Source organism: Comamonas koreensis, from assembly GCF_014076495.1.
In the GTDB taxonomy this organism is placed as follows: Bacteria; Pseudomonadota; Gammaproteobacteria; order Burkholderiales; family Burkholderiaceae_C; genus Comamonas; species Comamonas squillarum.
Genome location: NZ_CP043575.1, coordinates 2,278,870 through 2,300,503, shown reverse-complemented (window position 1 = coordinate 2,300,503; position 21,634 = coordinate 2,278,870). Strand labels below are relative to the sequence as shown.

Genomic DNA, 21,634 nt, shown 5'->3' with positions numbered 1-21,634 from the left:
TCCGGTAGAGATCAATAGGTTCGGGGTGGGCGCCATCAGGCGGGCTGGGCCGCTTGCAGCGCCAGGCGCAGATCGACAATGCGGTTGAGTTCGGCGAGCACCTGCTCGTCGTCCCAGGGGCGCAGACGCGAGCGCTCCAGGCGCGCATGCTGCTCCTGCTTGAGCTTGGCAACTTCGGCCTCGGTAGCACCTTCGGGCACCACCAACGCGGTGTCGTCTTCGGCGGGCACAGGCTCGGCGGGCACTGCCGCGCGTGGCGCGCGCCACAGCTGGGCAAAGCGCTCCAGATCAACCACCTGCAGACGGCGGGCGCAGGCCAGAATGGCATGGTCGGCCTGCCAGCTGTGCCAGTTGCCCGCAGGCTGGCGCGCCTGCAAGGTGCTGAGCAAGGCCTCCAGCAACCAGCTTGACATCGCAGGCGAGAGCAACTCTGCGCGCCCCATGCCTTCGTCGATGCGGTGGATGGCCTCGATAAAGGCGCTCTTACCCAGCTTGGCTTGCAGCTGCGCCAGCCACTGGGTTTCGCGCTCTGCGGCGCTGAGCTCGGCCATCAGCAGCGGCAGCACATCGCTGCTGCGCGAGTCGCTCTCCATGCTCTGGATCAGCGGCAGCCAGCGCACATCGCGCTGGGCACGCAGCGCCGCGATCCAGCCCTGGCGCAGTGCGCCCTTCCAGTCGCTGCGCCGGCTCCATTCCCAGAGCTGCTCGGGCGTCTTGCCCAGATGCTGCTGCCAGAAATCGAGGGGCGTGAGCTCCACCAGCTGCTGCAGCCACCAGGCGCGATGGCCTTTGATATAGGCGGGCGGCTGCAGGGTGATGCCGTCGCGCTCCCAGTCCTTGTGGCCCTCCTGGGGTGGCTCGATCTGCCACTCGCCATTGGCATCCTGGCTCAGCATGGCCTGGAGCGCCGCGCCCATGCGCTGGCTGTGCGGGCTGTTGGGCAGGCGTGCCAGCAGGCTGGCGGCCGATTCACGCACGTCCTTGCTGCGGTCACCCAGCAGCTTTTCCAGCAAGGCCTCGTCATCGGCCGACAGGCCGCGCGCCAGGCTCTGCACCATGGGTGCGCGCTCGCGGGCGCTCAGCTCCTTGAGGCTGGCCTCCAGCCGCGCGCGTGCGCCTGCCGGGTCGGTGGCGCGCTGCTGCTGCAGCAAGGCCACACGCTGCTCGAGCGAGCCTTCCTGCCAGATCTGCTCGGCATCGGCCGTCTCTTGCACGCCATGCGCATAGGCCCACTGCGGGTTCTGGGCGGCCAGCCAGCGGCCGCGCTCGCCCAGCACCGGCGTGAGCCATTGGCGCAGCTCCACCGATTGGCGGCCCTGGTGCAAGGCATCGACCAGCAGCGCATAAGGCAGACGCTGGCCGGCTTCATCAAGGCTGGCCAAGGCCAGCGCCAGCAGCTCGGGCGCATTGCCCTGCAGCACCTCGCCCAGCAGCCGCAACAGTGGCTCGCCCTGCGGTGCCGGGCGCGATTCTTGGGCCGGTGGCGGCACCGCAGCGGGGCCGGCCGCCGCTGGCAGTTGCGGCTGCGATGCACCGGGCTGCCAGCCCACGCGCTCCAGCACCGCAGCAACGGCCGTGGCGCGCAGCACTTGCTCGGCCTGGCTGCCCGCCGGCTGCATCAAGGCCGCTTGCAGGGCCTGCTGGCTGGCGGGCGCGCTGCGGTCGATGCCCTGGGTAAAGATGGCTGGCAGCGCCAGCCGCTCGGCACCCACCAGCGCCGATTGCTGCAAGGCAGCCCAAAGATTTGCATGGCTCACAGCACGTCACCCCGGTTCTGCCAGATGTTGGTCCATGGCGCCTGGCCATCGCTAGCCTGCCAGGCACTGAGCAGGCGCCAACGCCCTTGCTGCTGGCCGCCCTCCCATTCGCCAAACAGCGCCATCGGCGCGCCGCCACCGAGCGCCTGCAATTGCCAGGCCTGGTCATCAGCTAAGGCCAGCGGCACCAGCGCCGAGGCCTCGCCCTGTTGCGGCCAGACCGCATACCACTGGCCAGCGCTGATCTGCAAGCGCCCCTGGCCGCACCACAGCGGCTGCACCGGCTGCAAGGGGTTGGCGGCCATGCGCTGGCTCAGCTGCGCCAAGGCATCGCGCCATGCCGCCTCGCCCAAAGGCGCGCCGGCGCCAGGCGCCAGCAACTCGATATCAGCACCCGCAATCGCGCGCAGAGGCGCCTGGCCGGGGTAAAAATGCAGACTGCCCCGGTAGCTTTGCGCCGGCACCCAGGCGGTCTCAAAACCACGGCCGCCTTGCGCATAATCGAGCAGCCAGGCGATGCGCCCGCTGTGCAGACCTTGCAGCCATACGCGGCGCTCCTGCAGACGGCCTTCGCGCTCGATCTGGCGCAGGCCTACGACCCGCCAGTCATCGGCCAGCGCCTGGCCGCGCGCCTGCACCTCGGCCTTGTCCATGGGCCAGCCCAGCGCGGCCATCACATCGGCGCGGGTCTCGGCGCCGAGGGTATCGCGCCGTGCCACCGCATCGGCCAGCAATTGCCAGTGGCCCAGCTGCACCAGCAGGTCACGCGACCATTGCGGATGGCTGTCCACCAGCTCCCAGGCCTCCTTGATACGGGCGGCCATGCCGCTGGCCTGCGCATCGACCATGCGCGCGGCCATCGTGTTCCAGTGCTGGCGCGCCTGCTGGTCGCCCGAGAGGTTGGCCAGGCCGTTGCGCAGCATGTCCTGCATCCACAGTTGCAGCTCCTGCATGCCAGCGGCCACCTTGTCCCAGCGCTTGTCGTCGCGCTTGGCCTGCTGCTTGGCCAGCGCCTCGGGATCGGGCGGCGGAGCTGCGGCAATGGCAGCAGCCTTGGCTTCTTTTTTCTCGGCTTTTTCAGCGCGGCTGTCCAGCCAGGCGCTGACCCAGGCAGGCGGCTCGGCATTGTCGGCCACCTGGCCGGCAGCGCGCAGCAGCATCAGCGCCAGGCCATGTTTGCAGGGGAATTTGCGGCTCGGGCAAGAGCACTTGAAGGATGGCCCACTCAGATCGACCTGGGTCTGGTAGGGCTTGGAGCCGCTGCCCTGGCATTCGCCCCAGGCTGCCGTTTCATTGCAGCCCAGGCTGGGCCATTTGCTGGGGTTCTTCAACCCTTGTGCCGCCTTGGTGGAAGAGGCATCCGGTGACAGCGCCACCACCTCGGCTTCGGTTGCTAAGACACGTGACAAACCGCCTCCCCGTCCATTCAATCTGTTAGTAAACCGCTTTATAGATTTATTTCTAGCGGCATCGCACGATTGTAGGCAGGGCGCAAGACGAAATGATGCAAGACAGGCCTGCGACCCGCCTGGCGTCTCACTTTTTTACAGATTTGCGGCGTTCCCAGGCCACCATCGTGAGGATGACGATGGCGGCGCTGAGCGAGATATGGCCGCACCAGGTCACCAGGCCCAGCGACCAACCCTTGAGCCCCACGGCTATCGCCAGCGAGGCCAGCAGCGCCAGCCAGCCGGCCAGGCGCAGGCCCCGGGTTTGGCCAGCTGGTAGTTCACGGCCCAACAGGTCGAGCTGGTGGCGGTCCATGGCCAGCGCCAGCAGTGCAAACGCTGGCAGCGACACCAGCTGAATGGCAAGGTGATTCATGGCCGGGCCTCCTGCAGATCGGTGGCAATGGCAGCGTTGGCGGCCACCGTATTGACGGCCACCGTATTGACGGCCACCGCATTGGCGGCCACCGCGCCCGTGTCAGCATCTCGGGCGGCAGGCGCTTGCCGTGGCGCTGCCTGGCGCTGCGGCTTGCGCTTGGGTTGGTGGCGCCAGGTGCGCACCGCCAGCCAGGCATGCAGCGCAGCGAGCGCCAGCAAGGTCAGCTCCAGCCCGCTGAACACCCAGTCACCCTCGATCAGGCTGCGCCACAGCGGGCGGTCGGTGGTCAGCACATTGAGGACCGGCAGCAAGGCCAGCGCCGCGCAACCGGCCCAGAGCAGCTCCACCCAGGCGCGCTTGGCAGGCCGCAGCATGGCCCAGACCAAGCTGGCACCCCAGAGGATGAAGAACCAGTGGATCTCCCAGTCACTGCGTTTTTCCATGCCCAGCGGCAGCAGGCGGTTGGCCCAGAGCATGGCGGCCATGCCGATGCTCAGGCCCGCAATCGCAGCAATGTTCAGGCGCTCCACCAGCCAGAAGCCAAAGTAAGGCTTGTCCGGATGGGGCAGCTTGGTGCGGCGCTTGACGGTCCACATCACCAGGCCGGTGCCGACCATGGCCGTGCCTGCCAGGCTGGTGAGGAAGTACAACCAGCGCACGGTGGTATCGCCAAAGCGGCCCAGGTGCAAGGCATAGAGCACGCCACGCGTCTCGGCCGCCGCGCCGACCTGGTCCTTGACCTCGAGCAGCTTGCCCGTGCTGCCCTCGAACAGCATGTATTTGGGGCTGATCGACACGCGCTCGAAATCGCCATAGGTGACGATCACGCGCGCCGATGCATCGCCTGCGTTGTTGACGGTGACGCGGCCAATGCGGTCCTCGCCCCAGCGCTGCTGGGCCTGGCGCACCATATCGCCCAAGGGGGCCAGCGGCGCGGCCTCGCCACTGGGTTTGCCGGCGGGGATAAAGGTGCTCAACTCACTTTGCATGGCCTGGCGCTCGGCCTGGGTCTTGAAGGCAGCGCTGCTGGCCCAGGGCATGGTCATCGCCATCAGCGTGACCAGGCCGGTATAGGTGATCATCGCGTGGAAAGGCAGCCCAAAGACCGACAGCGCATTGTGCGCATCGAGCCAGGAGCGCTGGCCCTTGCCCCAGCGGAAGGTGAAGAAGTCGACAAAGATCTTCTTGTGCGTGATCACGCCGCTGACAATGGCCACCAGCATGAACATGGCGCAAAAACTCGCCAGCCAGCGCGCCCAGAGCACGGGCATGTAGTGGAACTGAAAATGGAAACGGTAGAAGAACTCACCGCCCACGGTCTCGCGGCCGGCCACCTTCTGGCCGGTCTGGGGATCGAATACTGCGCTGCCAAAGCCGCGCTCGCCCTTTTCGGGCTTGGCAATACGCCAGAACGCGCTCACGACGTTGTTGCGCGCATCGGGCATGGCCAGGCTCCACTGGTTGCTGCCAGGGGCCACTTGCTCCAGCACCTGCGCCACACGCGGGGCCACCTCGGCGGCATCGGGCACCACGGCCTGGTGGGCCAGCTCGGGCCGCATCCACTGCGAAATCTCTTCCTTGAAGTAGCTCACCGTGCCGGTGAGAAACATCGCATACAGAATCCAGCCCACCAGCAGCCCGGCCCAGATATGCAGGTCGGACATGGTCTGGCGGATGCCGCGCACGGCTGGCTTGCTCGGTTTGCTATCTTTTTTATCAATGGCAGTCATGCCGGAGTCACTCCATTCCATACCGGCCAGGCGGCCAGCAGCAGCGGTATAGCGGCCAGCAGCAGCCCCACCCAGGCACGGGTGGCCGAACGCACGGCAAACACCCAGATCACCGCGCCGGTGTAGACCAGAAAGCTGGCCATGGTGCCGGCGAGCACCGCCTGGGGTTTGGCCATGGGCAAGGCCAGCACCGCCACGCTGGCCACCGCCGCCAGCGCATAGCCGCCGCCAATGGCGGCAACGATGCGCGAGAGCAGCGGGCCAACCCGGCAGGCCTTGGCCAGCGCGGCGCGCAAGGCGCCGCTCAGCGCCTGGCTGGTCATTTGGCCGGGTTAGGCGTTGCCACGGGGCCAGCCGCCACAGGGGCCACGCCGTCCGGCTTCACATAGGTGACCGAGGTCACATAGCTCACGCCGTCGTACTTCTCGCCAGCGCGCTCGCCGGGCGTGCGGTCGTTGTGCTTGATCTCGGCCACATACTGGCCTTGCCATGGCAGGTCGAAATGCACCAGGCCTTGGGCATCGGTGTGGCCCTCTTTCATCCAGCCCGATTGGGTGACCAGCGCGACCTGGGTCTTGGCCAGCGGCTGGCCCTTGAACGTGGCCTTGAACTCACCGTCCTTGCCGGTCGGGGTCAGGTCCAGTGCCAGCTTGGGCTTTTGCGCGGCAAAGCCGGTGACCAGGCGTGCAGCGGGGTGGTACCAGTTGGTGACATCCTTGCCATCACGCTTGAACTTGGACAGCGGGTAGTTCGCGTCCTCCGCCACGATGGATTCGCCCGCCTGAACGCTGAAAGGCAGCGCAAAGCCATTGGCGGTCTTGTTGCCGGCAGCGGCCTTCTCTTCGCCCTTGGCGTTGATCAGCACGCCCTGGGGCTTGCCAAAATGGTCCAGCAGACCGGGGGACGCTTCGCGCAGGTTGTCGCCAAACTCGCCAAAGCGCAGCACCACGGCGTTGTCTGCACCGGCGGGCTCGAGCCAGACCTGGTGGGCTTGGGCGGACATGGCCAGCACGGCCAGGCTCAGGGCAGACAGGGATTTCTTCAACATATGCTCTCTCTCCTATTTTGATAAACATGCTGCAGGCGCCTTGTGCGCTCCCGCAGCCCACTCCCCAGAACCGGTGGACGGTCTCTACGCCACTGCGCGGAGACCACCCGCAGGTTCTCAAAAATCAACCGTTGCCGACAGCACCACGGTACGCGGCGCGCTCAAGGTCAGGTAGTTGTTGCCGCTGATCAACCAGACGTTCTTGCCCGTCAGGTTCTCGACATTGGCACGCAGCACCACCGCCTTGCCGCTGACCTGGGTGCGGTAGCGCGCGCCCACGTCAAAGCGGGTCCAGCCCGAGAGCTTGAGGGTGTTGGCATTGCTGGCCCAGGCCGAGCCGGTACGGATCACACGGCCGTTGACCGACAGGCCCTGCGCGCCGGGCACATCCCAGTCGGCACCCAGGTTGGCATTGAGCTTGGGCACGCCGTAGGCATCGTTGCCCTGGTACTGCGCCGCCTTGGTGACCTTGGCGCGGTTGAAGGTGAGGCCCCCCATCAAGCGCAGACCGCGCTGCAGCTCGCCATAGGCGGCCAGCTCCAGGCCCCGGTTGCGCTGCTCACCATCAAAGCTGTAGATGTTGGTGCTCGGGTCGGTCATGCTGTTGGGGCGGCTGATCTGGAACAGGCTGGCCGTCGTCATGAAGCGGCCCCAGTCCACCTTCACGCCCGCTTCGTACTGCTTGGACTTGAACGGAGGAAACACCTCGCCGGCATTGACGGCCGTGTTGGGCGCCGTGGCACCGCGCGAGAGGCCAGCCGTGTAGTTGCCGTAGACGGAGACCTGGTCATTGGCCTTGACCACCAGGCCGACCAGCGGCGTGGTTGCGCTCTTGGCGTAGCGGCTGGTCTGCGCGCCGGTGGCGGTGCTGAAGTTGCGCAGGTCCACCGTCTGGCGGCGCAGGCCCAGCGTCAGCAGCAGGCGGTCATCGGCCAAGGCCAAGGTGTCCGTCACCGCAATGCCGTAGTTGTGCGCCTTGGAGGCCTTGTTGGGCTCGGTGCGCGCGCCTTCGACCGGTGGCAAGGGCGAGGGATTGTAGATGTTCGAGGGCGATGTGGTCAGGCCGGCCACATAGGCGTTGCCGGATTCCTGGCGCAGGTCGGAGGCGCTGACCACCAGCGAGTGCTTGATGCCCGCGGTCGCGAACTTGGCACGCAGCCCGACATCGGCGCTGCTGGTCTCGCTGTAGGAGTCATAGAAGCTGCTGCGCACCGTGAAGTCGCCGGCCGCATTCATCGACGTGGTGGTGGTCGGGAAGATCTGCTGGGCCTTTCCCTTGCGGTAGCCGATGCCGGCAAACGCCGTGACCTGGTCGTTCAGATCGACCTCCAGGCGCGAGGCGATGACCTTGTCGTCCAGCGACAGATCGGTATCGGGGAACCAGTTGCTACGCGAATTAGGTGGCTTGGGCAAGGACGTGAGCGCCGGGTTGAAGCCGATCTGCGGGCGGAAATCTTCCATCTCTTCGCGCTGCGCATAGGCGTCGAGCGACCAGCGCAGGTTGCTGCCCCGGTAGTCCACCGCGATCGCGCCGACGCCCAGCTTCTGGTCGCCACCACGGATGCTGGCCTCGCCACCGCGCGCTGCGCCATTGACGCGCACGCCCCACTCCTTGTTCTCGCCAAAGCGGCGCGAGATATCGACGCTGCTGCCAAACTGCGCGCGGCCCAGGTACTGCAGGCCCACGCGGTTGAGCGGATCATCGCCCGCGCGCTTGGTCTGCACATTGATGGCGCCGCCAATGCTGCCGCCCGGCGGCATGCCGCCAACCATCGCGCCCGGGCCCTTGAGCAGCTCGGCACGCTCCAGAATCTCGGCCGGCACGCGGCTGGCCGAAGTCAGGCCATAGAGGCCGTTGAGGCCCACATCGCCACCGCTGATGCCAAAGCCGCGCACCTGGATGTCTTCGCTAAAGCCCTGCGAGGCGGTGGTCAGGCGCACCGAGGCGTCGTTGGCCAGCACCTCACCCAAGGTGCGTGCCTGCTGGTCGGCCACCGCTTCTGCGGTGTAGGCCACGGTGGAGAAAGGCGTATCCATCACATCCTGGTCGCCAAGCATGCCAATGCGGCTGCCGCGCGCCTGCTTGCCACCGGCATAGGCCTCGGGGCGGTCACCGGCGCGCGTGGCGGGTGCCGTCACCACCACCGGGTTCAAGGCCACTTCACCCGCGGTCTGGCCGTTGTCGATGACCAGGGTCGTGCCTTCGATGCGGGCCACCAGGTTGGTGTTGCGCAGCAGCTGGCGCACGGCATCCTGGGCGCTCATGCTGCCCTTGACGGCGGCGCCGGGGCGCCCTTGCACCAGCGCCGGTGGCGCCATCAATTGCAGGCCGGCCTGGCGGGCCAGTTGGGCCAGCGCGCTGTCGAGCGGCTGGGCGGAAATATCAAAATCAGCGGCCGAGGCCGCGCCGGCCAAGGCGGCAATGGCCAGGGCGATCAGGTGGCGTTTGCAGGGGTGCGACATAGCGTTGGGTACTTTCCTCATGTGGTTCACAAGAGGTAATACGAACGAGACGCAGTTTTCCCTCAACGCCAGCGCAAGTATTTTTAAATGGCCGGTCAGCGGCCCATAGTGCATGCACGCCATCGCTCAACTCTGCGCCTTGCGCCGTGCAATCGTGATGCGGCGCGCAGCGCCCTGGCCTTCTTCGCGCACTACCACCGGCACACTGCGCGGCAGCAGCTGCAGCCAGGCGCGGGCATCGGCAATGCGCACCCGGCCAAAAATCGTCAGGTGTTCTGCATCCGGCGCCACCTGCAGAGGCACGGGGCAGTAACGGGCCAGGCGCTGCACCGCCAGGCCCAGCGGCTCGTGGCGGAAATCCAGCCAGCCATTGCGCCAGGCCGCCACCTCTTCCGCGCTGCTGTCGCGCCGGGGCGACTGGCCTGGCTGCCAGTCCAGGCTCTGGCTGCCCGTCAGCTCCCAGCCATCGCCGGCATCGGCCAGATCGCCATCGCTGCCGCGCTCTTGCACGCGCACCCGGCCCTCTTCCACGGCTACACGCAGCCCACCCTGGTTATCGAGGGCCACTTCAAACCGGGTGCCCAGCACGGTGATGCGGGCCGGGCCGGCATCGACGATAAAAGGCGCATCGGCATTGCGCGCCACGCTGAAGAAGGCCGCGCCATGGTGCATTTGCACATAGCGGCGGCTGCCGTAGTAACGCACATCCAGGCGGGTCTGCGCATCCAGCGCAATGCTGCTGCCATCGGGCAGGGCCTGGTTCAGCTGGCGGCCGGTAGCGGTGCCCAGCTGGATCTGCCAGGTCACCACCTGGCTTTGGTACAAGCGCCAGGCCAGGCTGCCGCTGGCGCCCAGGCCTGCCACACCGAGCAAGGCAGACAGCGCGCGGCGCCGGCCCTTGCGTGGCAGCGCCTGCACGACGCCATCGCCGCGCCATTCGTGCAGGGCCGCTTCAATCGCATCCATGGCGCGCATGATCTCTCGCTCCACTGTCTTGACCGAGACGCCATGCGCAGCGGCAATCGCCGCCTGCGATTCGCCATCGAGCCGGTCGGCCAGGAACATGCGGCGGCAGCGCTCTGGCAAGGCGGCAATGGCGGCATCGACCGCCACCAGCGCCTCGCGCTGCAGGCTGGCCTCGGCCACATCCTGGCCCAGCGCCTGCACACCGGCGCTGCTGTCATGGAAGCTGCTGTCAAAGCGCTCGGAGCTGCGCGCGGCCCGGCGCAGGTGGTCGATCACCAGATGCTCGGCCACCGTGTACAGATAGGCGCGTGGCGCCGGGTGCTGGCTTTGCGCCATGGGCCCCGCTTCCACCACGCGCAGCCAGGCGTCATGCACGATGTCCTGCGCCGATTGGCGGCTGCCGGTACGGCGTGCCACAAAGGCGATCAGCTCGCGATAGCTATCGCGAAAGGCTTCCAACGGGAGGGCGGACATGGCGGGGACGGGCGAGCAGTAAAGAGGACAAGGCGCGCTAGTATATTACGAATGAGAATAGATCTCATTTGTTATATAAATTCTCTTTGAAAACAGGGTGTTAAATCGCCCGCCCGTGGAGGCGGTTACTGCTGCCAGCGCAAGCATTTCCCGCGATGGAACACGCCATAAAAACGCCCTGTACCGCCAGGTTCAGGGCGTGGGAGCGGGAAAATCAGCTTACAAATCGCGCTTGATCAAAGCCCCGCTGAACAGCACCGGCCCGGTCGGACCCGTCTCGCTGGGCACGCCGCCCTTGGGCTCCAAGCTGACGGCCAGCGCAGGGACGGCCTGCACCTGGGCCAGCTGTGCCTGCAGTTGCGCCAGGCGCCCCTCGCCCATGACGCCCAGCGACTGCGGCGCGCCCTGCGCGGGCAAGGCCCACAGCTGCAGCGACCGGTCGGCGGCCTCCTGGTAACCGCCCACGCGCTGCAGCACCAACTGGCCCTGGCGGGCATCAAAGGTCACCAGCATGGAGGCCTGCGCCTTGCCATCGGCCAGCACCGCGACATACTGCACCTGGGGGGCGGCCTGCAACGCGGTCTGGGTCTTTTGCAGCTCGGTCTGCAAGGCAGCCACCTGCTGGCCTGCGCTGCGTTGCAGATTTTGCTGCGCATAGAGGCCAATGCCGATGGCAGCGACGGTGGCCACGGCGCCAGTCAGCGCCAGCGAGCGCCACCAGGCCAGCGCCTTGGGGCTGCGGGCGTTGGCAGCAGCGCGCTGCCGCTCCAGCGCTATTCCAGCCTGGTCGGCATCGACCAGGTTCTGGATGCGGGTCCAGACGGCGGCATCGGGTTGCACGGGCGACTGCAGCTCGGACAGCGCCGACCAGCGGCCCTGCCACAGCATGGCGGCCGAGCGCACCTGCGGGTGGGCGCGGGCCATCTGCTCAAAGCGGCGGCGGGCGCCGGCGCGCAAGGTGCCCAGCGCATAGGCCGCAGCGAGCCGGTCGAGCAGTTCAGGGTGTTGTACCAGATTCATCAGAGCACTCCTTTGCGCCTACACGTGGCGGGCCATGCACTTGCGCAGCTGCTCCAGACTGCGGCGCATCCAGGTTTTAACGGTGCCCAGCGGCAGCTGGAAGTGGCTGGCCAGCTCGCTGTGGCTCAAATCTCGCAAATAGGCCAGGCTCACCACCTGGCGCTGGGCCTGCTGCAGCCGCTCCATGCATTGGTGCAACACCGTCGCCTGCTCGCTGGCTTCCACCGATTGCATGGGGCCTTGTGCATCGTCGCCCTGCGGCAAGTCATCCATGTCATCGACCAGCGCATGCTGGTCCAGCCGCTCGGCCTTGCGCCGGCGCAGAAAATCCAGTGCCCTGCTGCGCACGAGCATCCCCATCCAGGCCAGCGGTGGGCTGAGCGAATCGCGGTAACTGCCCGCGTTACGCCAGATGGCGACAAAACTGTCCTGCAGCACATCCTCGGCCCAGGCTTGGTTGCCCAGAATGCGCAGCGCCAGGCCATACAGCCGGGACGCGGTCTCGTCGTACAAAAGCCGGAGCGCCTTGTCCTCGCGGGCGGCTATGCGGTCTAACAAAAGCATCAGTTCAGTGTCAGTGGTAGGTGTGCGCATGCCAGCATTGTGGAGCCAAGCCTGCGCAGCCGGTGTATCCGTTGTATTACTGCCAAGCAGCAAGCGCCTCGGGCAAACCCTCCAATCTCTTAGCGGTCAGCGGTCGCTCACGTCCAAAACTTTCATGCATCTGGCCGCTATACGCAGCAAGCCCTCCATTGGATGCAAAAAACGATGCAAAAAAATAATCGGCGCATTGAATCCAAATCTCTTGCTGGTGCGTAGTGCTAAGCGTAGACCTTGCCCAGACAGGGTCGGACAACCGGAACACCCTATGACAACCGCCACCACCACCATCGCCTACCAGCCATCGTGCCCATGCGCCAGCGCCAGGAGGCAGCCATGCCACTGAACACCCCCATTGCGCGCTGGTACGGCTTGCGTGTCTGGCTGGTGGGCGCCAGCTCGGGCATCGGTCTGGCGCTGGCCGAGCAGCTGCATGCCACAGGCGCGCGCGTGATCGTGTCCGCGCGCCGGCAGGAGGTGTTGGACAGCTTCGCCGAGCAGCACCCGGGCTGTCTGCCGCTGCCGCTGGATGTCACGGACCGCGATGCGGTCGTCAGCGCCGTGCAGCAGCTGCTGGAGGACGGGCCGCTGGACCTGGTCTGCTACTGCGCAGGCGAGCGGCAGACCATGCGGGCCGATGACCTGGACCTCAACAGCTTGCTGCAGCACCGCGAGGTCAATCTGACCGGGGCCTTGCATTTGATCGCGGCCGTCACGCCCCACCTGCTGGCAGCGGCGCGCGCCGGGCGCCAACCGCATCTGAGCCTGGTGGCCAGTGTGGCCGGCCTGCGGGGTCTGCCGGGCAACCTGGCCTATGGGCCCAGCCAGGCGGCACTCATCAACCTGGCCGAGACCTTGCAACTCGAGCTGGTGCCTCAGGGCGTAGGCGTCAGCCTGGCCGTGCTCAAGCCCGGCCTGAGCGATGCCTTCTTCACCGAGCCTCACCCCGCCAGCCTGCCAGTCTGGCCGCAGCCAGAGCAGGCGGCCAGCGCGATGCTTAAGGGCTGGGCCCGGGGCCACTTTCTGCTGGGCGTGCCCTGGCGCTCCCGGCTGAGCTGGCGCCCCGGCTACAAATCGACGGCATCCGGTCTGGTGGCCTGGGTGCGCCGCATGCAAGGAAACTGAAGCATGCTGACCCTTCACCACCTGGAAACCTCACGCTCGCAGCGCGTGCTGTGGCTGCTCGAAGAGCTGAACCTGCCCTATGCGCTGGAGACCTACCCGCGCGATGCCAAGACGCGCCTAGCGCCGCCGGCGCTCAAGCGCATCCACCCGCTGGGCCTCTCACCCATCCTCTGCGACCGGGGCCTGGTGATTGCAGAATCCGGCGCCATCATCGAGTACCTGGCCGAGCGCTATGGCGCCTGGGCGCCGCCCGACATGGCCCACCTCGATCCGCCGCGCAGCAGCCCCGAGCACCTGCAGTGCCGCTACTGGATGCATTTTGCCGAGGGCTCGCTGATGAACTGGCTGCTGCTGCAGCTGGTGTTTGACAGCATCGCGGCCAAGCGCTTGCCGCTGCTGCTGCGCCCCGTCGTGCGCCCGGTGCTGCGCGGCCTGCGCCAGCAGGTGCACAAGCAGCTGATCGCGCCGCACATGGAGGCGGCGATGGCCTATATGAACCACCACTTGGCTCACCAGCCCTGGTTTGCCGGCGATCACCTGACGATGGCCGATTTTCAGATGGGCTTTGCCGTCGAGGCCGCGCTGGCGCGCTGCGCCAATGCCGCCGACTGGCCGCATCTGCATGCCTACCGCCAGCGCATGCAGGCCCGCGAAGCCTACCAGCGCGCCATTGCCAAGGGCGGCCCGGTGGTGATGAAGCTCTGAGCCACTGAACCGCGGCGCATGAAAAAAGGCCCTGCAGTGCAGGGCCTTCGTCATGGGCGTTGCGCAGATCAGCCCAGCCAGTGGCGGGCATTGCGCCAGACGCGCATCCAGGGGCTGTGGGCCGAACGGTCGCCGTCGGTCCAGCTCATCTGCACGTTGCGGAACACGCGCTCGGGGTGCGGCATCATCGCGGTAAAGCGGCCATCGGCGGTGGTCACAGCGGTCAGGCCGCCGGCCGAGCCGTTCGGGTTGAACGGGTACTGCTCGGTCGCCTGGCCGTGGTTGTCCACATAGCGCATCGCGGCGATCACCGCATCGGCGTTGCCACGGAAGCGGAAGTTGGCATAGCCTTCGCCATGGGCCACGGCGATCGGCAGGCGCGAGCCAGCCATGCCTTGCAGGAACAGGCTGGGCGAGTCCAGCACTTCGACCATCGACAGGCGCGCCTCGAAGCGGTTGCTCTGGTTTTGCGTAAAGCGTGGCCAGTCTTGCGCACCGGGGATGATATCGGCCAGTTCGGCAAACATCTGGCAGCCATTGCAGACGCCCAGGCCGAACGTGTCCTTGCGGCTGAAGAAGGCCTGGAACTGCTCGGACAGCGGCTCGTTGAAGGTGATGGAGCGGGCCCAGCCAATGCCGGCGCCCAGGGTGTCACCATAGCTGAAGCCGCCGCAGGCGACGATACCGGCAAAGTCACGCAGCTGGGCACGGCCCGTCTGCAGGTCGGTCATGTGCACGTCCACCGCTTCAAAGCCGGCTTCGCCAAAGGCGTAGGCCATCTCCACGTGGGAGTTAACGCCCTGCTCGCGCAGCACCGCCACGCGGGGCTTGGCTGCCACGTTCACATACGGGGCTGCCACCACCTCTTGCGGGTCGAAGGTCAGGTGCACATGCATGCCCGGGTCAGACGGCACACCTACCGAAGCGTGCTCGCTGTCGGCACAAGCGGGGTTGTCGCGCTGCTGGGCAATCTTCCAGCTCACGGCATCCCAGACCTGGTGCAGATCGCTCAGGCTGGCGCCAAACACCTTCTTGGCATCGCGCCAGACCTGCAGCTCGCCCTTGCCCATGTCCATGCTGGACGAGGCCGGACGCGTCTTGCCCACGATGTGGCTGCAGGTGGACAGGCCGTGCTCGCGCAGCGTCTGCAGCACCTCGGCGCTGTCGCTGGTCTTGACCTGCAGCACCACGCCCAGCTCTTCGTTGAACAGCGCGCGCAAAGTCAGGTCTTCGCGGCGGCCCGATACCTGGGCGCCCCAGTTCTTGCCTTCGCCGCTGTCCATGCGGCTGTCGGAGATGCCATCGCCTTCGGTGATCAGCATGTCCACATTCAGTGCCACGCCGACATGGCCGGCAAAGGCCATTTCGGCCACGGTGGCCAGCAGGCCGCCGTCGCCCTTGTCGTGGTAGGCCAGGATCTTGCCCTGGGCGCGCAGCGCGTTGACGGCGTCAACGAGTGCAATCAGGTCCTTGGCCTCGTCCAGGTCCGGCGTTTCATTGCCGCTTTGGCCCAGCACCTGGCCCAGGATCGAGCCACCCATGCGCATCTTGCCGCGCGACAGATCAACCAGCACCAAGGTGGTGTCGGGCTCGTTGGCGTCCAGCTGGGGCGTCAAGGTGCTGCGCACATCATCGATGGAGGCAAAGCCGGTGATGATCAGGCTGACGGGCGAGGTGACCTTCTTGGTCTGGCCGCCCTCGCTCCACTGCGTGCGCATCGACAGGCTGTCCTTGCCCACGGGGATGGAGATGTTCAGCTGCGGGCACAGCTCCATGCCCACGGCCTTGACGGTGGCGTACAGGTCGGCGTCTTCCCCGGGCTCGCCGCAGGCGGCCATCCAGTTGGCCGACATCTTGACCTTGGACAGCGCAATGGGCGCTGCCAGCATATTGGTGATGGCCTCGGCCACCGCCATGCGGCCCGAGGCGGGAGCATTGATCGCTGCCAGCGGCGTGCGCTCGCCCATCGCCATCGCTTCGCCCTTGAAGCCCTGGAAATCGGCCAGGGTCACGGCCACGTCGGCCACCGGCACCTGCCAAGGGCCGACCATCTGGTCGCGGTGGGTCAGGCCGCCGACGGCGCGGTCACCAATGGTGACCAGGAAGCGCTTGGAGGCTACCGTGGGGTGGGCCAGCACGTCGATCACGGCCTTTTCCAGCGGCACGCCGGTCAGGTCGATGGCCGGCAGGCTGCGTGCCACAGTCTGCACATCCTTGTGCATCTTGGGCGGCTTGCCCAGCAGCACGTCCATCGGCATATCGACCGGGAATTTCTGGTCGTCCGCGGTCGCAGCCGGGTCTTCGAGCACCAGCTGGCGCTCTTCGGTGGCCGTGCCGATGACGGCAAACGGGCAGCGCTCGCGCTCGCAAAACGCCGTGAACTGCGCCAGCGACTCGGGCGCAATCGCCATCACATAGCGCTCCTGGCTTTCGTTGGACCAGATTTCCTTCGGAGCCAGGCCCGATTCTTCGAGGTTGACCTTGCGCAGGTCAAAGCGGGCGCCACGGCCGGCGTCATTGGTCAGCTCGGGAAAAGCGTTGGACAGGCCACCGGCGCCCACGTCGTGGATCGCCAGGATGGGGTTGGCCGCGCCCTGCTGCCAGCAGTGGTTGATGACCTCTTGCGCACGGCGCTCGATCTCGGGGTTGCCGCGCTGCACCGAGTCAAAGTCCAGCTCGGCCGCGTTGGTGCCGCTGGCCATGGAGCTGGCAGCACCCCCGCCCATGCCGATGCGCATGCCCGGGCCGCCCAGCTGGATCAGCAAGGTGCCAGCCGGGAAGAGGATCTTCTGGGTCTGCTCGGCATCGATCACGCCCAGGCCACCGGCGATCATGATGGGCTTGTGGTAGCCACGGGTGATGTCACCGACTTGCTGCTCGTACTCGCGGAAGTAGCCGGTCAGGTTGGGGCGGCCGAATTCGTTGTTGAACGCGGCGCCGCCCAGCGGGCCTTCGATCATGATCTGCAGCGGGCTGGCGATGTGCTCGGGCTTGCCGACCTCGCTGCCCCAGAGCTTGGAGACGGTGAAACCGGTGAGGCCCGCCTTGGGCTTGGAGCCCCGGCCGGTCGCGCCTTCGTCACGGATCTCACCGCCCGCGCCGGTGGAGGCGCCGGGGAAAGGCGAGATGGCTGTGGGGTGGTTGTGGGTCTCGACCTTCATCAGCACATGGCTGGTGGCGCTGTGCTTTTGGTAGCTGGGCGCAGTCACGGCATCGGCCTGGGTGTTGAACGGCGCGACAAAGCGCTCGACCTGGTGGCCTTCCATGATGGAGGCATTGTCCGAATAGGCAACGACGGTGTGTTGGGGCGATACCGCCTCGGTGTGGCGGATCATGCCAAACAGGCTCTTGTCCTGCGCCACGCCATCGATGGTGAACTTGGCGTTGAAGATCTTGTGGCGGCAGTGCTCGGAGTTCGCCTGGGCAAACATCATCAGCTCGACATCGCTGGGGTTGCGCGCCAGGCCCTTGAAGGCGTTTTCCAGGTACTCGATCTCGTCGTCGGCCAGCGCCAGGCCCCATTGCTTGTTGGCTTTTTCCAGCGCGCTGCGGCCGCCGCCCAGCACATCGACAAACTCCATCGGCTGGGCTTGCAGTGCGGAGAACAGCTGCTCGGCTTCGGCGCGGGTGGCGAAGACCGACTCGGTCATGCGGTCGTGCAGCAGTGCGGCGATCTGCGCGGTCTGCTCGGCGCTCAGCTCGGGCTTGCCACCCAGCAGGCCGGCCTTGAGCTCGATCCGGTACTCGGTCAGGCGCTCGATGCGGAACAGCGCCAGGCCGCAGTTGCGGGCAATGTCGGTGGCCTTGGAAGCCCAGGGCGAGATGGTGCCCATGCGCGGGGTGACGATGAAGGCCAGGCCATCGCTGCCGCCTTCATAGGGGTCGCCATAGGTCAGCAGGGCCGCTACGCGCTCGGCCTGGGCACCCGCCAGGGGCTGCTCGGTGGCCACCAGATGCACAAAACGGGCAGCAATGCCCGTTATCTTTGGATGGATCGCCGTCAATGCGGTCTGCAGTTGTTGGGCGCGGAAGGAGCTGAGGGCGTTACCGCCTGGTAGCTGAGTCAGGTGCAGTGTCACGTGGCAGCCTATGTGGACTAGGAGGATGGGAAGAAAGCACGCATGCGCCTTGCCCACTGCTACGGGCGGACCGTGGCAGCACCATGACAAGGGCGGGATAACCCGGGATTCTACTGTGCCGCGCCAGGACACGTAGCCGCATGGAAAACAGGCCAATGGCAGCAGTGGGATAATCGTGGGCTATGACGATCAAAATCAATACCGAAGACGATATTGCGCAGATGCGCATCGCAGGCCGCCTGGCCTCGGAGGTCTTGGACTACATCACCCCCCACATCCAACCGGGTATCACCACCAAGCAAATCGATCTGCTGTGCGCCGAGGCGATGGAAAAGCAAGGCACCAAATCGGCCTGCCTGGGCTACCAGCCGCCAGGCATGACGCCCTACCCGGCCTATGTCTGCACGTCGGTCAACCATGTGGTCTGCCACGGCATCCCCAATGACAAACCGCTCAAGAAGGGCGACATCGTCAATGTGGACGTGACCATCATCACGCCCGAAGGCTATTTTGGTGACAACAGCCGCATGTTCGTGATCGGCGAAGGCACGATTGCGGGCAAGCGCCTGTGCCAGCTGACCTTTGAAGCCATGTGGCATGGCATCGTGCAGGTCAAGAATGGCGCCCACCTGGGCGATATCGGCCATGCGATCCAGAAGTTTGCCGAAGGCCAGGGCCTGTCGGTCGTGCGCGAGTATTGCGGCCACGGCATCGGCAAGGTGTTCCACGACGAGCCCCAGGTGCTGCATTACGGCCGCCCGGGCACCGGCGTCGAGCTCAAGACCGGCATGATCTTCACGATCGAGCCCATGCTCAACCTGGGCAAGAAGGACATCAAGGACCTGGGCAATGACGGCTGGACCGTCATCACCAAGGACCACAGCCTCTCGGCCCAGTGGGAAGTCGAAGTGCTGGTGACCGACACCGGCTATGAAGTGCTGACCTGGTCGGAGGGCTCGCCCACGCCGCCCAGCTTTGTGACCAGCACCAAGTGCTGATCGGGTGCTGATCCGGCACGAATAAATCGCTGCGCGCGTGCCGGGCCTGCCCGGCACCTGCCCACACCAAGGCGGCATTGCAACCAGCATGCCGCCTTGGTCGTTTCTGGCAGTCCCGCCTCCGCCATGCCCCCATTTGGTGCGTAGTGGCATGGAATGTGCTTACTCGCAGCTGCTGTTGATTGCTATGGCACACTGCCAACGACAGCATAGTTAGGCACCATGAACGATCCTCGCATTCCGCAGCTGCGCGAGCAGTACCAGGCGCAACGCAGCGCCCTGTTTGATGACATCATGGCCGGGGGCAGCAGCACCCGGGGCATACAGACCCAGCTGCGCAAGCTCTCGCAGCTGGCCGATGGGCTGCTGCGCGATCTCTGGCACCTGGCTGGCCTGCCCGGGCGCCTGAACCTGGTGGGGGTGGGCGGCTTTGGCCGGGGCAAGCTGTTTCCCTATTCCGATATCGATGTGCTGCTGCTGCTGCCCGAAGGCACCGATCCGGAGCAGGACATTGAATTGCGCACCGCGATCGAGCAGTTCATCGGCTCGTGCTGGGATGCCGGGCTGGAGATAGGGTCGAGCGTGCGCACCATCAGCCAGTGCATCAGCGAAGCCCAGGCCGATGTGACGGTGCAGACGGCGCTGCTGGAGTCGCGCCGCATCATTGGCTCGCCCCGCCTCTACCACCTGTTCCAGGCCGCGCTGGCCCAGTCCATCAAGCCCGATGCCTTTGTCGTGGCCAAGGTGCTGGAGATGCAGCAGCGCCACAACAAGTACGAGAACACCGTCTATGCGCTCGAGCCCAACTGCAAGGAATCGCCCGGCGGCCTGCGCGATCTGCAGCTGATTCTGTGGCTGGGCCGCGCTACCGGCCTGGGCAGCCGCTGGAAGGAGCTGGCCGACAAGGGGCTGGCCACCGTCTACGAGGTGCGCAACCTGCAGCGCAACGAGGACCTGATCTGCCTCATCCGCGCGCGGCTGCACATTGTGGCCCGGCGCCGTGAGGACCGGCTGGTGTTCGACCTGCAAACGCCGGTGGCCGAGTCCTTTGGCTTCAAGACCATCACGCCAGCTGGCCAGCGCTTTCCCAAGCGCGCCAGCGAGGAGCTGATGAAGCGCTACTACTGGGCTGCCAAGGCGGTGGCCCAGCTCACGCAGATCCTGATGCTGAACATGGACGAGCGCCTGCACCCGGGCAACCACACCTTGCGCCGCATCGATGACGAGTTCTACGACAAGGCCGGCCTCATTGAGGTGGCCGACGACGAGGTCTACCAGCGCAACCCGCATGCGATCTTGCGCACCTTCTTGCTCTACGAGACCGAGCCGGGCTTGAAGGACCTGTCGGCCCGTACCTTCCGCGCGCTCTACCATGCGCGCCAGCTGATGGATGCCCAGTTCCGTCGTGACCCGGTCAACCGCGCCACCTTCATGCAGATTCTGCAGCAGCCCCATGGCATCACCCATGCGATGCGGCTGCTCAACCAGACCTCGGTGCTGGGCCGCTACCTCTGGCCGTTCCGCCGCATCGTGGGCCAGATGCAGCACGACCTGTTCCATGTCTACACGGTGGACCAGCACATCCTGATGGTGCTGCGCAATGTGCGGCGCTTTTTCATGGCCGAGCATGCGCATGAGTACCCGTTCTGCTCCCAGCTGGCCGCTGGCTGGGACAAGCCCTGGATTCTGTACCTGGCCGCCCTGTTCCACGACATCGGTAAGGGCCGGGGTGGTGACCATTCGGAGATCGGTGCGCTGGAAGTCAAGCGTTTTTGCCGCGATCACCAGATTGCCAAGGAAGACCGGCAGCTGGTCGAGTTTCTGGTGCGCGAGCACCTGACGATGAGCCAGGTCGCGCAAAAGCAGGATACGTCCGACCCCGAGGTGATCACCGCCTTTGCCCAGCGCATGGGCAATGAGCGCCGGCTCACCGCCCTCTACCTGCTCACCGTCGCCGATATCCGCGGCACCAGCCCCAAGGTCTGGAATGCCTGGAAAGGCAAGCTGCTCGAAGACCTGTACCGCTCGACGCTGCGTGTGCTGGGCGGGCGGGCACCCGATGTGGCCGCGCAGGTGGAAATCCGCAAGCGCGAAGCGCTGGTGCTGCTGGCGCTGTCGGCCCAGCCCCATGAATCGCAAAAAGCGCTGTGGGATACGCTGGGCCTCGATTATTTTCTGCGCCACGAGGCCGCCGATATCGCCTGGCACACGCGCCACCTGTCACGCGCCGTGGGCAGCAAGGCCACCTTGGTGCGCGCGCGCCAGTCGCTGGCCGGCGAAGGCCTGCAGGTGATGGTATATGCGCCCGACCAGCCCGATCTGTTTGCCCGCATCTGCAGCTATTTTGACCAGGCGGGCTTTTCGATTCTGGACGCGCGCGTGCACACCGCCCTTAACCGCTATGCGCTCGATACCTTCCAGGTGGTGGCGACCGATGCACCGCAAAGCTACCGCGAGCTGATCAACCTGGTCGAGAGCGAGCTCACGCGCGTGCTGGTGGCCGCCCAGCCGCTGCCCGAGCCCGCGCAGCGCCGCGTCTCGCGCCGGGTCAAGAGCTTTCCGGTGGCGCCGCGCGTGCTGCTGCGCCCCGATGACAAAGGCCAGCGCTGGCTGCTGTCCATCTCGGCGGCAGACCGCGCAGGCCTGCTCTACACCGTGGCACGCATCCTGGCCCGCCACCAGCTGAGTGTCGAGCTGGCCAAGATCAGCACCTTGGGCGAGCGCGTGGAAGACAGCTTTTTGCTGCAGGGCCCGGAGCTGCAGAACAATGTGAGCCAGATCGCGATCGAGACCGAGCTGCTCTGGGCACTGGCCGCGACGGGCAGCGGCGCGGCCGGTTGAC

Annotated in this window: 15 protein-coding genes; 4 read left to right on the top strand and 11 right to left on the bottom strand. The window is 66.3% G+C overall.

Features of this window, described 5'->3' with window-relative positions:
• Positions 1-35: 35 nt before the first annotated feature.
• The 10 genes from F0Q04_RS10280 to F0Q04_RS10235 form a co-directional block, all read right to left on the bottom strand.
• Positions 36-1,757 carry a DUF5691 domain-containing protein gene (locus F0Q04_RS10280; RefSeq protein ID WP_182345339.1) on the bottom strand — a complete coding sequence of 574 codons (1,722 nt, stop codon included), beginning with the start codon at positions 1,755-1,757 and terminating at the stop codon, positions 36-38.
• Positions 1,754-3,166 (bottom strand): SWIM zinc finger family protein, encoded by a 1,413-nt coding sequence (locus tag F0Q04_RS10275; protein ID WP_182345338.1) that lies wholly within the window; start codon positions 3,164-3,166, stop codon positions 1,754-1,756. Before F0Q04_RS10275 ends, F0Q04_RS10280 begins: the two co-directional genes overlap by 4 nt.
• Before the next feature lie 127 nt (positions 3,167-3,293).
• A complete protein-coding gene (locus tag F0Q04_RS10270; protein WP_116925050.1) occupies positions 3,294-3,581 on the bottom strand; it encodes a DUF3325 domain-containing protein in 288 nt (95 codons plus the stop codon).
• Positions 3,578-5,314, bottom strand: a complete 1,737-nt coding sequence (locus F0Q04_RS10265) for a PepSY-associated TM helix domain-containing protein (RefSeq protein WP_182345337.1) — start codon at positions 5,312-5,314, stop codon at positions 3,578-3,580. Before F0Q04_RS10265 ends, F0Q04_RS10270 begins: the two co-directional genes overlap by 4 nt.
• Positions 5,311-5,637 (bottom strand): DUF3649 domain-containing protein, encoded by a 327-nt coding sequence (locus F0Q04_RS10260; RefSeq protein WP_021027639.1) that lies wholly within the window; start codon positions 5,635-5,637, stop codon positions 5,311-5,313. The genes F0Q04_RS10265 and F0Q04_RS10260 overlap by 4 nt, the downstream gene beginning before the upstream one ends.
• Complete coding sequence (locus tag F0Q04_RS10255; RefSeq protein WP_182345336.1) at positions 5,634-6,362, bottom strand: cobalt ABC transporter substrate-binding protein; 729 nt, start codon at positions 6,360-6,362, stop codon at positions 5,634-5,636. The genes F0Q04_RS10260 and F0Q04_RS10255 overlap by 4 nt, the downstream gene beginning before the upstream one ends.
• 117 nt (positions 6,363-6,479) lie before the next feature.
• Positions 6,480-8,825, bottom strand: a complete 2,346-nt coding sequence (locus tag F0Q04_RS10250; RefSeq protein WP_232539576.1) for a TonB-dependent receptor — start codon at positions 8,823-8,825, stop codon at positions 6,480-6,482.
• A gap of 126 nt (positions 8,826-8,951) precedes the next feature.
• Positions 8,952-10,265: a sigma-70 family RNA polymerase sigma factor gene (locus tag F0Q04_RS10245; RefSeq protein ID WP_116925047.1), complete on the bottom strand. Its 1,314-nt coding sequence runs from the start codon at positions 10,263-10,265 to the stop codon at positions 8,952-8,954.
• A gap of 219 nt (positions 10,266-10,484) precedes the next feature.
• Positions 10,485-11,285 carry an anti-sigma factor gene (locus tag F0Q04_RS10240; protein WP_182345335.1) on the bottom strand — a complete coding sequence of 267 codons (801 nt, stop codon included), beginning with the start codon at positions 11,283-11,285 and terminating at the stop codon, positions 10,485-10,487.
• Positions 11,286-11,303: 18 nt separating this feature from the next.
• On the bottom strand, positions 11,304-11,879 hold the full coding sequence (locus tag F0Q04_RS10235; protein WP_182345334.1) for a sigma-70 family RNA polymerase sigma factor: 576 nt from the start codon (positions 11,877-11,879) through the stop codon (positions 11,304-11,306).
• A gap of 342 nt (positions 11,880-12,221) precedes the next feature.
• Between F0Q04_RS10235 and F0Q04_RS10230 the strand changes: the two genes are divergently transcribed.
• Complete coding sequence (locus tag F0Q04_RS10230; RefSeq protein ID WP_182345333.1) at positions 12,222-13,010, top strand: SDR family NAD(P)-dependent oxidoreductase; 789 nt, start codon at positions 12,222-12,224, stop codon at positions 13,008-13,010.
• Between the two features lie 3 nt (positions 13,011-13,013).
• Positions 13,014-13,715 carry a glutathione S-transferase family protein gene (locus F0Q04_RS10225; protein WP_116925044.1) on the top strand — a complete coding sequence of 234 codons (702 nt, stop codon included), beginning with the start codon at positions 13,014-13,016 and terminating at the stop codon, positions 13,713-13,715.
• Positions 13,716-13,783: 68 nt separating this feature from the next.
• Here F0Q04_RS10225 and purL read toward each other — a convergent pair whose 3' ends face one another.
• Positions 13,784-17,794 (bottom strand): phosphoribosylformylglycinamidine synthase, encoded by a 4,011-nt coding sequence (gene purL, locus F0Q04_RS10220; protein ID WP_182345332.1) that lies wholly within the window; start codon positions 17,792-17,794, stop codon positions 13,784-13,786.
• A 182-nt stretch (positions 17,795-17,976) separates the two neighbouring features.
• Here purL and map point away from each other — a divergent pair, with 182 nt between their 5' ends.
• A complete protein-coding gene (map, locus tag F0Q04_RS10215) occupies positions 17,977-18,792 on the top strand; it encodes a type I methionyl aminopeptidase (protein ID WP_021024879.1) in 816 nt (271 codons plus the stop codon).
• Between the two features lie 222 nt (positions 18,793-19,014).
• Positions 19,015-21,633 (top strand): [protein-PII] uridylyltransferase, encoded by a 2,619-nt coding sequence (locus tag F0Q04_RS10210; protein ID WP_116925041.1) that lies wholly within the window; start codon positions 19,015-19,017, stop codon positions 21,631-21,633.
• The last annotated feature ends 1 nt before the right edge of the window (position 21,634 follow it).

Bases quoted from the DNA above. Each gene is read 5' to 3' on its own strand.
- F0Q04_RS10250 (WP_232539576.1), bottom strand. From the start codon at position 8,825: ATGTCGCACCCCTGCAAACGCCACCTGATCGCCCTGGCCATTGCCGCC.
- F0Q04_RS10210 (WP_116925041.1), top strand. From the start codon at position 19,015: ATGAACGATCCTCGCATTCCGCAGCTGCGCGAGCAGTACCAGGCGCAA.
- F0Q04_RS10240 (WP_182345335.1), bottom strand. From the start codon at position 11,285: ATGAATCTGGTACAACACCCTGAACTGCTCGACCGGCTCGCTGCGGCC.
- F0Q04_RS10270 (WP_116925050.1), bottom strand. From the start codon at position 3,581: ATGAATCACCTTGCCATTCAGCTGGTGTCGCTGCCAGCGTTTGCACTG.
- F0Q04_RS10245 (WP_116925047.1), bottom strand. From the start codon at position 10,265: ATGTCCGCCCTCCCGTTGGAAGCCTTTCGCGATAGCTATCGCGAGCTG.
- F0Q04_RS10260 (WP_021027639.1), bottom strand. From the start codon at position 5,637: ATGACCAGCCAGGCGCTGAGCGGCGCCTTGCGCGCCGCGCTGGCCAAG.
- F0Q04_RS10230 (WP_182345333.1), top strand. From the start codon at position 12,222: ATGCCACTGAACACCCCCATTGCGCGCTGGTACGGCTTGCGTGTCTGG.
- F0Q04_RS10225 (WP_116925044.1), top strand. From the start codon at position 13,014: ATGCTGACCCTTCACCACCTGGAAACCTCACGCTCGCAGCGCGTGCTG.
- F0Q04_RS10255 (WP_182345336.1), bottom strand. From the start codon at position 6,362: ATGTTGAAGAAATCCCTGTCTGCCCTGAGCCTGGCCGTGCTGGCCATG.
- F0Q04_RS10235 (WP_182345334.1), bottom strand. From the start codon at position 11,879: ATGCGCACACCTACCACTGACACTGAACTGATGCTTTTGTTAGACCGC.
- F0Q04_RS10265 (WP_182345337.1), bottom strand. From the start codon at position 5,314: ATGACTGCCATTGATAAAAAAGATAGCAAACCGAGCAAGCCAGCCGTG.
- map (WP_021024879.1), top strand. From the start codon at position 17,977: ATGACGATCAAAATCAATACCGAAGACGATATTGCGCAGATGCGCATC.